This is a genomic window from Pedobacter sp. FW305-3-2-15-E-R2A2, from assembly GCF_038446955.1.
GTDB lineage: Bacteria > Bacteroidota > Bacteroidia > Sphingobacteriales > Sphingobacteriaceae > Pedobacter.
This window is the reverse complement of record NZ_CP151803.1, coordinates 7309760-7322055: the sequence shown is the minus strand read 5'-3', so window position 1 is coordinate 7322055 and position 12296 is coordinate 7309760. Positions and strand designations below refer to the sequence as shown.

Sequence of the window (12296 nt, the reverse complement as noted above, 5' to 3'; positions counted from 1 at the left end):
TGTCAAAAAGCAGAATTACCCGCGAATCCGGCTCAAAGTCTCTTTTGTGATACCCAAATAAGAAGCAATATATCCCAATTGACCCCTTTGGATGATATACGGATATTTTTTAATGAGCAGGGCGTAACGCTCTTTTGCATCGTTAAACTACAAGCTATATAACCTTTCTTCAAGCCAGATGACATAGGCTTCTACACTCAGCAACCATATTTTTTCGATCTCCGGAAATTACTGACGAAGCATAAAGAAGTGGTTACGTCTTTTCCATCCTTTAGGTAATATCCCCTCGCTATACCACTGATCATGAAATAACAATATCGGCAAACCGTTCCAGGTTCTCTGAGGTGTTCCTCTTTTTTAAGGGTTTTCTTTCTGGCCAGAGCAGAGTATGCAGTTCTCAGCGCTGAATTTTTTAAGGATTTTATGAGTAGGTTTTTGATTTGGTTTTCCTGATCCAAATTCAAAAATAAGCAGATTGTGTGCTAATTTACAGGTGAAAAACAAAAAGCGCTTTAAACATAATGTTTAAAGCGCTTTCGTCGCATTTTGCTTAAATCTGCGGAGAGAGAGGGATTCGAACCCTCGATACCCTTTTGAGGTATACACACTTTCCAGGCGTGCTCCTTCAACCACTCGGACACCTCTCCTTTTTGCGGATTGCAAAAGTAGAAAAAAAATTGAATGCTACAGCATTTTAATCAATAACTGTAATTTTTAACATATTGGTCTTTCCTTTTCTTTCCATTGGAATGGCCGCCGTGTTGATAATTACATCCCCTTTTTTGATCATTTTATGCTTTTTAAGCAGGTTATTCACATCTTGAATGGTTTCATCAGTACTTTCAAATTTATCGTAATAGAAGCCCTGAACACCCCATAGTAAGCTCACTGTGTTTAACAGCGCAAGGTTACTTGTGAAAATATAAGTTAAAGCTTTAGGCCTGTGGCTAGAGATTTCAAAAGCAGTATATCCACTTAAAGTCATCGATACAATACCCACTGCATTTGTTTGTTTTGACAAGAAGCAGGCAGTATCGCAAATTGCATCACTCAGGAAGCTCTCAGACTTAGGTTTAAGGAACTTTTCCGGGTGAAACGGGTAATTGTTTACCTCAATGTTCTGAATGATTTTCTGCATCGTTTCTATCACAATCAGAGGGAATTCACCTACTGAAGTTTCACCGCTCAGCATCACTGCATCTGCACCGTCAAGCACTGAATTGGCCACATCATTCACCTCAGCACGTGTTGGTCTAGGTGTAGTAATCATACTTTCCAACATTTGAGTTGCAATAATTACCGGCTTAGAAGCTGCTCTACATTTCTGAACGATCATTTTCTGCAACAATGGAACTTCTTCCATCGGCATTTCCACTCCAAGATCACCACGGGCAACCATGATTCCGTCTGAGACTGCGATGATTTCATCAATATTAGCAATTGCCTCAGGTTTTTCGATTTTAGCGATTACACGGGCAGTTTTACCTCTTTGTCTGATGATATCTTTTAGTTCTACAATGTCTTCCGCGTTACGAACAAAAGAAAGTCCGATCCATTCTACATCGTTTTCGAGAACAAACTCTAAATTTTTACGGTCTTCAACAGTAAGTGAAGGGATGGAAACTTTAGTATTTGGCAAATTTACCCCTTTTCTTGAGGTCAGAATTCCACCATGAACAATCTCACAAACCACCTCGTCAACAAGGTTCGTTTCGATCACACGCATCTGCAATTTACCATCATCCAAAAGGATAATTTCACCTGCTTTTACATCCTTAGGAAAGGTATCATAAGTGATGTAAATACGCTCTTCATTACCGATGCATTCTTTGGTTGTGATGACCGTTCTATTTCCGTTAACTAAATGAATACCACCATCTTTAACCATTCCAATCCTAATCTTAGGACCCTGTAAATCTGCAAGGATACCTACGTTATAATTGTGTTTTTTATTTAGACTGCGGATGGTATCCAGGACCTCCTGATGATCTGCCTGAGAACCGTGTGAAAAATTTAATCTGCATACGTCCAATCCGGCGTTAAACATACTAAATAAAACTTCTGGTTTAGCTGAAGCAGGACCGAGCGTCGCTACGATTTTTGTTCTAGAATGAAATGGTTTCATTTTGGTTATTTAAAATTTATATGTACCAACAAAATGAAGGTTTTGATGTCAAAAACCAATGTTGGTCTGGTTATTAATATTTTTTTTCTGATGTTGTAAAATCAAATATAGTGTATTTAATACACCTTCAATATAAAATTTACATTACCAAATTCTCACGGGACCTCAATTTACGTGGATCTATCTGCGCAGCTACCTGAATATCAGCGAGTTTATTTAATCCAGCAAGAATAAAATTAAGGTCTTCTTTGTCAATATACTGATGAATAATCATAAAAAAATCGACCTTATTCATTTCAGGAATTAAAAATCCTTCGGCGTTTCGGTTGTTGATGATGTAATATTCAATTTCACCCTGTTCAACAAAAAAATAATACTTGGAAAAAGCCAAAGGATTCTCATCAATATTGAAGTAAACCTCATGATCGTCAATCTTTTCGAAATCAAAATTCAGACTGGTATTGATCTTATGACAGAGCACATAATCCTTCAAAGAAGCCGTAATAGCGATTAAAACGAAGTCAAGATCTAAGGATAGTTTTAAATAAGTTTTGTTCAAAACACGCTTTTTTAAGGAAATACAAAATTATAAAACTAATTTTACATTGATGTTCAAAATAAAAACATTAAAATTGGAAGAGAAATAAAAACATTTGAAATGTGTAAATATTTATTTTTCTTTGCACTGAATTATTTAACCATTAAATTATAAACATTATGTCTGATATTGCTTCAAGAGTTAAGGCTATTATCGTTGAAAAATTAGGTGTGGATGAAAACGAAGTTACACCAGAGGCTTCTTTCACTAACGACTTGGGTGCGGATTCTTTAGATACAGTAGAACTTATTATGGAGTTCGAAAAAGAATTCAATGTAGCGATTCCTGATGATCAGGCTGAAACTATTGGTACTGTTGGTCAAGCAATTGCTTACTTAGAGAAAAACGTTAAGTAAAAATACGGTCTCCGTATAATCCGTATAAATGGAATTAAAAAGAGTAGTAGTTACAGGGTTGGGTGCGCTCACTCCAATTGGCAATACGATCCCGGAGTTCTGGGATGGTTTGCTGAATGGCGTGAGCGGCGCTGGCCCTATTACAGGTTTTGACACATCAAAGTTCAAGACGAAGTTTGCATGTGAGCTTAAAAACTTCAATCCTGAAGATTTTTTGGACAAAAAAGAAGCCCGCAAGTTAGATCCATTTGTTCAATACGCTTTAGTAGCAACAGATGAAGCTGTAAAGGATGGTAATTTTGATTTTTCTCAACTTGACACCAACCGTATAGGCGTTATCTGGGGTTCTGGTATTGGCGGTTTTAAAACATTTCAGGATGAAATGAAGAACTTCTTTTTAGGCGATGGTACTCCTCGTATAAATCCGTTCTTTATTCCTAAAGTAATCATTGACATCGTCCCTGGCCATATTTCCATAAAATATGGTTTACGTGGGCCCAATTTCGCTACCGTTTCTGCTTGTGCTTCTTCCACCAATGCCATGATTGACGCTTACAACTATATTCGCTTGAATATGTGTGATGTCATTATTAGCGGGGGTTCTGAAGCCATCATCAACGAAGCGGGAATCGGAGGATTTAATGCAATGCATGCCCTTTCGACCAGAAATGATGATCCAAAAACTGCCTCCAGGCCGTTTGACAAAGACAGAGATGGATTTGTTGCCGGTGAAGGTGCAGGAACGATTATCCTGGAAGAACTGGAACATGCAAAAAAACGTGGTGCTAAAATTTATGCCGAGTTAGTAGGCGGCGGAATGAGTGCAGATGCAAACCATATTACCGCGCCCCATCCGCAAGGACTAGGTGCAAAGATGGTGATGACAAATGCCTTGAATGATGCCGGTTTAACGACCGGAGACATTGATTACATCAACGTCCATGGGACTTCTACCCCACTTGGAGACATCTCTGAGAGCAGGGCAATTGTCGATTTGTTCGGCGAAGATGCTTACAAATTAAACATCAGTTCTACAAAATCAATGACAGGCCATTTACTTGGTGCTGCAGGTGCTATTGAAGCGATTGCTGCAATTCTTGCTGTAAAAAACGACATAGTGCCACCAACAATAAATCACTTTACTGATGATCCTGAATTTGATCCTAAATTGAACTTCACGTTCAACAAGGCACAAAAAAGAACCATTCGTGCTGCTCAAAGCAACACTTTTGGTTTCGGCGGTCATAATGCATCTGTGATATTCAAAAAGTACGAAGAATAAGAATTAGTTTCTGTATAAGGAGACTATTTGATTAGTCTCCTATAATTTTTGTAACAATTAATGCCATTATTCGACCTGTATAAGCTTTATTTTTCAACAGATAAGGTCTTTATAAAAAAGCTAAAAAACATTTTAGGCTTTGTTCCTGGAAATACTGTTTTATACAAAATGGCATTCAGGCACAGATCTGTGGCAAAAGTTCTGAAGAACGGAAGCAGAAGTAGCAATGAACGTCTTGAATTTCTTGGGGATGCCATTCTGGGCTCTGTAATTGCCGAATTATTGTTTAAAAGCTATCCCTATAAAGAAGAAGGTTTTCTAACGGAAATGCGTTCTAAAATTGTAAACAGGGCAAATTTAAACCAACTGGCCAGAAAAATGGGCTTCGACCAACTGATGGTCTTTGACCAGAAAGCGGTAAACATCCAAACCAAACATCATTCGATGCTTGGCGATGCTTTTGAAGCATTAATAGGGGCAGTATATCTGGATAAAGGATATAATTTCACCAAAGATTTCCTGCTTAAAAGAATCATTAAGCCATATATCGATATCCACACGCTGGAACTCACTGAAACCAATTTCAAAAGCAAATTGATCGAGTGGTGCCAGCGCCAGGGGAAAGACATTTCTTTTGATATGGTACAAAACAGTGAAGGTGAAAGCGCTAAACTATTTACCATCAGCGCTGTTGTGGAAGGAGAAAGCTATGGCTTAGGCCGCGATTACAATAAAAAGAATGCAGAAAAACTTGCAGCTGAAAAAGCCTGCGAAGCATTATCCATTTAAACTTCTTATTTTTTTCTCAGCGTATCCGTGTATTTCTTATAGGAATCCTTAATGTATTTTATGGCGTCGTATTCCGCCCAGTTTCTGGATTTTTCATAATCAGGTCGGTAATCCAACATAAACTTTTCGAGATCTTTACCTTTCAGGTCTACTGTATTCTGAATCAGATATTCATTAAAAAAGCCATCTACCTGCGATTGCTTGATCTCATTGTCATAGTATCTTCCAAATCTTCTTGCATTTCCAGGAGTACGACCAAACAGCTCATAAAAAGCCGTTAACGGCTGGAAAAAATAAGCAAGTACAGGAGGTTTTCCCTGATAAAAGGAACCACTTCTTTTAAAATCTCTTTTGACATCATTCAACTCCTGCTTCTTGGTTTGCCCTTTAATATTCACCTCTCTCAATGTCGTTCCTCTGGATAAATATACCGATACATCTGCTGTAGTGAAAACACCCACCTCTTCATCGGAAAACTCACTTTTTACCACTAAAAGACTATCCCCTACCACTGCTCGGATCTGAAATAAGCCCAAGTCACTGGTAGACACGGTAAATCCATTTCGCTTATTGGTGACCTGTGCAAACTGTATGCGGTTATTTGTTCCACGTTCTTTTACAACCCCTCTAAGTAAAAACTCCTTTTGGGAGAAAGCAGCGGGCATAAAAGAAAAGAAAAACACACCGAATGCCAATGTGATGAGATGATGAGGCTTCATTATATATAGATTTTTTGTAAACTTAACCAATGTTTCCCAATCAAATAAGTTAAAAAAAGTTAAAACGATAGCGGGAACCCTGTTTTTCATAACAAAGTAGACCTGAAAAAGTTACCTCTTTTTTCTAATTCCCACCTAAATGTGGCATAAAAAAAACAAAGTCGGCCAAGTTCCGTACATCATTAAGCAACATAGGTTTAATCATTTTAACAATAAATTATATCTTTGCACATGATAAAATCAATGACAGGCTTTGGTCTGGCCTCTACTGATCATGAAAACATCAAGTTTGCAGTAGAGATTAAGTCTTTAAACAGCAAGTTTTTAGAGCTAAATCTAAAACTTCCAAGGGCTTTCTCCGAAAAGGAGTTGTTATTACGCAACATATGCAGCAAAGAAATCGAACGCGGAAAAGTCAGCGTCTCTATAAATATTGATCGCGGGGAAGAAAACCTTAAAGGAGCAACCATCAATGCCGCCTTATTGAGTAAGTACTATAAGCAACTTGAAGCGATTAATGTTGATTTGGGTGCCAACTCGACGAATCTTTTACAGGCAGTATTGAGTTTTCCTGAAGTCATCAGCTACCAGGAAGAAGAGGTCAATGAAAATGACTGGGATATTTTATACAGCACTTTCAATAAAGCATTGGAGAACTTCAATCAGTTCAGACACACAGAAGGAAATGTTTTAAAAACAGATCTGGAGCTGAGAATTAAAAACATACTTCAGTTTTTTGCCCAGATAGAAGTCCTGGAGCCTCTGAGAATCCCTCAGATCAGGACAAGACTAAATCAATTTCTGGAAGAAAATGTTGGAAAAATAAATGTAGATCAAAACCGACTGGAACAGGAATTGATCTATTACATTGATAAATTAGACATTACCGAAGAAAAAACACGCCTGAAAAGTCATTGCGATTATTTCACAGAGACTTTAAAGAGCAAAGACGCTAACGGTAAAAAACTCGGTTTCATCTCTCAGGAGATTGGCAGAGAAATCAATACTATGGGTGCTAAAGCAAATGATGCACAAATACAACAATTGGTAGTAGGGATGAAAGAAGAGCTGGAAAAAATTAAGGAACAACTATTAAACGTTTTATAAGTACGCATGACACAAGGTAAACTCATTATATTTTCTGCCCCTTCGGGAGCAGGCAAAACCACCATCGTGAAACATCTGCTTAAGAAATTTCCGACATTAAGTTTCTCTATTTCAGCCACCACCCGTGAATCAAGAGGTGATGAAGAGCATGAGAAAGACTATTATTTTATTTCAAAAGAAGACTTTCTTCACAAAGTAGCCCATCAGGAATTTGTGGAATTTGAAGAAGTATACAATGGCACCTTTTATGGGACCTTAAGATCGGAGATTGAAAGAATCTGGAATACCGGAAAACATGTCATTTTTGATATTGACGTGGAAGGCGGTTTACGTCTGAAACGTAAATATGAAGACGATGCCCTGGCTATATTTGTTCAGCCGCCCTCTTTAGAGGTCCTGAAGGAACGTTTAACCGGAAGGGGGACTGACAGCGACGAAAAACTTCAGGAACGCTTTATAAAGGCGGAAAAAGAGTTGAACTATGCAGAGAAGTTTGATGTGATCCTTAAAAACTTCGAACTGGAAACTGCCTGCAAAGAAGCAGAACAACTGGTTGGAGATTTTATCAACAGCAAGTAAAATGAAAACAGGGTTATTCTTTGGTTCATTCAACCCCATCCATATCGGTCACCTGATTATTGCCAACTATATGGCTGGCTTTACCGGGCTTAAAGAAGTATGGCTGGTGGTTTCACCACATAACCCGCTAAAGAATAAAAACGGACTGACCAATATGTACGACAGGTTGGAAATGGCCAAACTAGCCACAGAAACCTCCGATCATATTAAAGTAAGTGATATTGAATTTGGCCTGTCTCAGCCATCTTATACCATAGATACTTTAGCTTTTCTACAGGAAAAGTACCCTGGAAAGGAATTCGTTCTGATCATGGGTGCTGATAATCTCTCTTCGTTAAAAAAATGGAAGAATTATGAGGTCCTGCTCAAGAACTACCAGATCTATGTTTACCCGAGGCCAGGCATTGACCTGACTGAATGGGAAAATCATCCGGCAATTACGATCACAGAAACACCACAAATGGACATTTCTTCCACCTTTATCCGTAAAGCCTTAAAGGAAGGAAGAAATGTTCAATATTTTGTGCCGGATAAAGTTCTGGCTTTTATGGACAATAAAAATATGTACCGCTAAGAAGGTCTGTAAAGCAAAAATATAGCTGGTTTTTTATGCAGGTCAATCCGCTCTTTTCTCCAAAGTGCCACAGATTGTGTCTTGATGTATTCTTCCTCTGCATTGATGTTACAAGCTACACAAAGCATAGCCTGAGGAGAACAGTTCTTCAATACATCTTCCAGTAAATGATTGTTTCTGAAGGGTGTTTCTATAAATAACTGCGTTTGTTTTTTGGCTAAAGACTGTTGCTCCAATTCTTTGATGCGCTTTCCGCGCTCCACTTTATCAATGGGTAGATAACCATGGAAAGTAAAGCTCTGTCCATTGAATCCTGAAGCCATTAATGCCAGTAAGATCGAACTTGGCCCAACCAGCGGCACGACTTTAATCCCTCTTCTATGTGCTTCAGCAACGACTTCCGCACCAGGATCTGCTACTCCCGGACATCCGGCTTCGCTCATTAATCCAACATCTTTACCCGCATTCAGCTCTTTAAAATAGGGAGCCAATGAAGCGTTCCGCTGGTGTTTCCCGTAATCATGGATCAGCAGCTCGCTCTGCGGCAACTTCAACCCGGCTTCTTTTAAAAACTTTCTGGCTGTTTTTTCATTCTCAACGATATAAGTATCTATTGCATTGATGGTGTCGCCTAAAAAAGGTGTAAAAGATTTCTGGGCAGCATTTTCTGCCAGAGGAACGGGGATAAGGAATAAAGTGCCTTTTTGCATAAATTTTGTTTTGTTTACAAAAGAAGAAAATAATTTCCTGGAAAGAGCAACTCAACACATTTAATATTCCTTCAGAACCAGAATATAACGTCAAAACTAGAAAGTTTTAAAAAAATTTTGCGTAAATTACGTATTCGCCAACAGATTAAATATCGGCATATCCCGCTCTTAAACCAATATAATTATGCAAGATCGCATAATCGTAATGTAATATTCCTAAAGCAGTTTAAACTTTTATCATTCTTTGGAACTCAAATTGTTATATAAAAAGCGTTAGGTAAATTAAACACACACAAATGAAAAATTTAATCAAATTACCGGCAATTGTGCTGGGGCTTATGCTCCTGATGACCGGAACCGCACAGCGCGTTATGGCACAAGACGACGACATTTCGCTCCAATCCTTCTATGATGAGCTTTCCCCCTATGGCACCTGGATTCAGGATCCTCAATACGGATACGTATGGAGACCAGATGTAGAGCAAGACGATTTCAGACCTTATTATAGCAACGGACGATGGGCAATGACAGAATATGGCAATACCTGGGTATCCAATTACGACTGGGGATGGGCCCCTTTCCACTATGGAAGATGGGTATATAACCGCTACAGACAATGGATCTGGATTCCTGATACCGTTTGGGGACCTGCATGGGTAAGCTGGAGAAGTGGCGGTGGCTATTATGGATGGGCTCCAATGGGACCAAGTATCAACATAAATATCAATTTCGGAATTCCGGACAATTGGTGGGTGTTTATTCCTCAACGTAATATCTATTATGATAGTTTCCCAAGGTATTATTCCCGTAGAAACGTGACCATTATTCACAATACAACGATCATCAATAATACCTACGAAAGAAACAGACGTACTTATTATACCGGACCAAGAGTTGACGATGTAAGACGTGCAACCAGAGGTGATGTTCAGATTTATAACGTAAACAGAACCAGCAGATCCGGTAGAACTGAACTCAGAGGTAATGACCTGAATATTTACAACCCAAGAAGCTCCAGAGCAGATCGCGGAAACGTGCAAGGGCCAAGAGATGCGGTTCGTGGAGACGCGAACCTGACCAGACCAAATGGCTCGGTAGCAGCTGACCGTGGCTCAAGATCAGATCGAGGAACCACAGGTATTGATAGAAATACCATCGGAGATCGCAGTGGAAGACCAGACCGTGGCACATTTGAAGGAAGAAATCCAGCGAATAATAACCGTGCGGAAAGAACAAACAACCGCGAAGGGATAGCCAACCCATCAAGGGATAACAATCCGTCAAGAGAGAACAATGCTGGAAACAGAACTGAGGGAAGGGCAACCAGAGAAAACAACCGATTTGGAAACCCGGCTGAGAGGAATACCGAAATAATGCCGGTAAGACCTGACCGAGGCAGCTCCAGAGAGAACCGCCAGGAAAGATCGCAACCAACGCCTCAAACACAACCGGCTCCTCAACCCATGCCGGTGCAACCACAGGCAAGACCTCAACGTGAAGAAAGAAGAGCAGAGCCTCAGGTTAGACAAGAGCGTCCTCAACCTCAGCCACAACCTCAAAGGATGGAAAGACAGGAGCGTTCACAACCTCAGGCCCAGCCACAGAGAATGGAAAGGCAGGAACGACAAAGTGCACCTCCGACCCGCTCTGAAGGCAGGGGCAGTGGATCCGAAAATGGAAGATCTTCAAGATCAGGAAGGGGTTAATTCCCAGCTCAGTTATAAAAAACCGGCCATCAGATGGCCGGTTTTTCTTTTTAGCCCTCTTTTATATATTATAATTATCTTTGCAGCCTCATCAAGCACAACAGGCTTAATTCTTTATGATTCACCCAGAAATAGAAAAACGAAAAACATTCGCTATTATCAGTCACCCCGATGCAGGTAAAACTACGCTTACAGAAAAGTTTTTACTCTTCGGAGGAGCAATAAATACGGCCGGAGCGGTTAAACGTAACAAGGCCAACCAAAGCAATACTTCCGATTTTATGGAAATTGAGAAGCAGCGTGGAATCTCCGTAGCTACTTCTGTAATGGGCTTTGAATACAGCGGCAAACGCATCAACATATTGGATACTCCTGGTCACAAGGATTTTGCTGAAGATACCTACCGTACTTTATCTGCGGTAGACAGCGTAATTCTGGTGGTCGACTGTGTAAAGGGGGTCGAAGAGCAGACCGAAAAATTAATGGCAGTCTGCAGAATGCGAAATACCCCGGTAATTATCTTTATCAATAAGATGGACCGGGAAGGAAAAGACGCTTTTGACCTGCTTGACGAGATCGAAAGCAAACTGAACATCAGCCTTTGCCCGCTTTCCTGGCCAATAGGTCAGGGACATACTTTTAAAGGAGTATACAGCATCTACAACAAGCACCTGAACCTTTTTGAGGCGGATAAAACAAAAATCAGTGCTCCTGTTATTGAGGTTAGCGACCTGAATGACCCGAATCTGACCAATTTTCTGAAACCAAAAGAACTGGATGGACTAAAGTCCGACCTGGAACTGGTAGACGGTGTATATGGTCAGATTGATAAAAGCATGTATACCGAAGGATTACTTGCACCGGTGTTTTTTGGCAGTGCCATCAATAACTTCGGGATTAAAGAACTGCTGGATACTTTCGTTCAAATCGCACCAAGCCCAAAAAGCAGGGAAGCAGAACAACGTGAAGTATTGGTAAATGAGAAAAACTTTACAGGATTTGTATTTAAAATCCATGCCAACTTAGATCCTAAACACCGCGACCGTATCGCCTTTTTGAGGATCTGCTCCGGTAAATTTGAGCGTAATAAATTCTATTTCCATACCCGTCAGAATAAAAAACTTAAATTCTCCAATCCAATGGATTTCATGGCCAACGAGAAAAGTATCGTTGAAGAAGCCTGGCCGGGAGATGTAGTCGGATTATATGATAGTGGAAACTTTAAAATCGGCGATACCCTTACAGAAGGAGAACAGTTGCAATTTAAAGGCATTCCTAGCTTCTCTCCTGAAATATTTAAAGAAGTAGAGAACAGAGATCCACTTCGTACAAAACAGCTGGAAAAAGGCATACAACAGCTCACAGAAGAAGGTGTTGCTCAATTGTTCACCGCCCAGCCGGGTAACCGTAAAATTATTGGTGCGGTGGGTGAACTTCAATTTGAAGTAATTGCATTCCGTCTGGAGCATGAATACGGCGCAAAAGCGCATTTCCGCACGCTAAGCTATGGCAGATCTAACTGGGTAACATCAACAGACAAAAAGAAATTGGAAGAGTTCCTGAAACGGAAACAACAACATATAGGGGAAGATAAGGATGGCAATCCGGTATTCCTTGCCGATAATGATTTCATGATCAATATGACCATGCGTGATTATCCGGACATTCAGTTCCACAAAACTTCAGAGTTTAAATAAAAAAAAAGGCTGCCAGATCTAAGATCTGGCAGCCTTTTTTTTTATTAAGATAAA

12 protein-coding genes and 1 tRNA gene are annotated in these 12296 nt (G+C 39.8%); 8 read left to right on the top strand and 5 right to left on the bottom strand.

The genetic code is table 11. The features are described 5' to 3' along the window. Window positions 1–559: 559 nt before the first annotated feature. The 3 genes from AAFF35_RS29895 to AAFF35_RS29885 all read right to left on the bottom strand — a co-directional run bounded on the left by AAFF35_RS29895 (window position 560) and on the right by AAFF35_RS29885 (window position 2684). Window positions 560–647: transfer RNA gene (locus AAFF35_RS29895), tRNA-Ser, on the bottom strand. Between the two features lie 47 nt (window positions 648–694). Further along, window positions 695–2125, bottom strand: a complete 1431-nt coding sequence (gene pyk / locus AAFF35_RS29890) for a pyruvate kinase (RefSeq protein ID WP_074611303.1) — start codon at window positions 2123–2125, stop codon at window positions 695–697. Window positions 2126–2264: 139 nt separating this feature from the next. Beyond that, complete coding sequence (locus tag AAFF35_RS29885; protein ID WP_342330103.1) at window positions 2265–2684, bottom strand: IPExxxVDY family protein; 420 nt, start codon at window positions 2682–2684, stop codon at window positions 2265–2267. A gap of 158 nt (window positions 2685–2842) precedes the next feature. Here AAFF35_RS29885 and AAFF35_RS29880 point away from each other — a divergent pair, with 158 nt between their 5' ends. Genes AAFF35_RS29880 through rnc form a run of 3 tightly spaced genes read left to right on the top strand, consistent with a single transcriptional unit; the run spans window position 2843 to window position 5150 of the window. After that, window positions 2843–3079: an acyl carrier protein gene (locus tag AAFF35_RS29880; protein ID WP_008241990.1), complete on the top strand. Its 237-nt coding sequence runs from the start codon at window positions 2843–2845 to the stop codon at window positions 3077–3079. Between the two features lie 28 nt (window positions 3080–3107). After that, the gene (gene fabF, locus AAFF35_RS29875) at window positions 3108–4361 is read left to right on the top strand and encodes a beta-ketoacyl-ACP synthase II (protein WP_074611305.1); all 1254 of its coding nucleotides are present in this window, start codon (window positions 3108–3110) and stop codon (window positions 4359–4361) included. A 60-nt stretch (window positions 4362–4421) separates the two neighbouring features. Further along, window positions 4422–5150 (top strand): ribonuclease III, encoded by a 729-nt coding sequence (gene rnc / locus AAFF35_RS29870; RefSeq protein ID WP_199757128.1) that lies wholly within the window; start codon window positions 4422–4424, stop codon window positions 5148–5150. 5 nt (window positions 5151–5155) lie between these two features. Here rnc and AAFF35_RS29865 read toward each other — a convergent pair whose 3' ends face one another. Further along, window positions 5156–5869 carry a hypothetical protein gene (locus AAFF35_RS29865; protein ID WP_342330101.1) on the bottom strand — a complete coding sequence of 238 codons (714 nt, stop codon included), beginning with the start codon at window positions 5867–5869 and terminating at the stop codon, window positions 5156–5158. 243 nt (window positions 5870–6112) lie between these two features. Between AAFF35_RS29865 and AAFF35_RS29860 the strand changes: the two genes are divergently transcribed. Genes AAFF35_RS29860 through nadD form a run of 3 tightly spaced genes read left to right on the top strand, consistent with a single transcriptional unit; the run spans window position 6113 to window position 8129 of the window. After that, the gene (locus AAFF35_RS29860) at window positions 6113–6976 is read left to right on the top strand and encodes a YicC/YloC family endoribonuclease (RefSeq protein ID WP_342333388.1); all 864 of its coding nucleotides are present in this window, start codon (window positions 6113–6115) and stop codon (window positions 6974–6976) included. A gap of 6 nt (window positions 6977–6982) precedes the next feature. Further along, window positions 6983–7555 (top strand): guanylate kinase, encoded by a 573-nt coding sequence (gene gmk, locus AAFF35_RS29855; protein ID WP_342330100.1) that lies wholly within the window; start codon window positions 6983–6985, stop codon window positions 7553–7555. Between the two features lies 1 nt (window position 7556). Next, entirely contained in the window at window positions 7557–8129 is a 573-nt protein-coding gene (nadD, locus tag AAFF35_RS29850; protein ID WP_342330099.1) for a nicotinate (nicotinamide) nucleotide adenylyltransferase, read from the top strand. On the opposite strand, the gene AAFF35_RS29845 is transcribed toward nadD, so the two are convergent. Continuing rightward, a complete protein-coding gene (locus AAFF35_RS29845; RefSeq protein ID WP_124585937.1) occupies window positions 8126–8839 on the bottom strand; it encodes an SAM-dependent methyltransferase in 714 nt (237 codons plus the stop codon). The genes nadD and AAFF35_RS29845 overlap by 4 nt on opposite strands. Window positions 8840–9135: 296 nt before the next feature. Here AAFF35_RS29845 and AAFF35_RS29840 point away from each other — a divergent pair, with 296 nt between their 5' ends. Further along, a complete protein-coding gene (locus tag AAFF35_RS29840) occupies window positions 9136–10545 on the top strand; it encodes a DUF6600 domain-containing protein (RefSeq protein ID WP_342330098.1) in 1410 nt (469 codons plus the stop codon). 116 nt (window positions 10546–10661) lie between these two features. Continuing rightward, complete coding sequence (locus AAFF35_RS29835) at window positions 10662–12242, top strand: peptide chain release factor 3 (protein WP_342330097.1); 1581 nt, start codon at window positions 10662–10664, stop codon at window positions 12240–12242. Window positions 12243–12296: the final 54 nt, after the last annotated feature.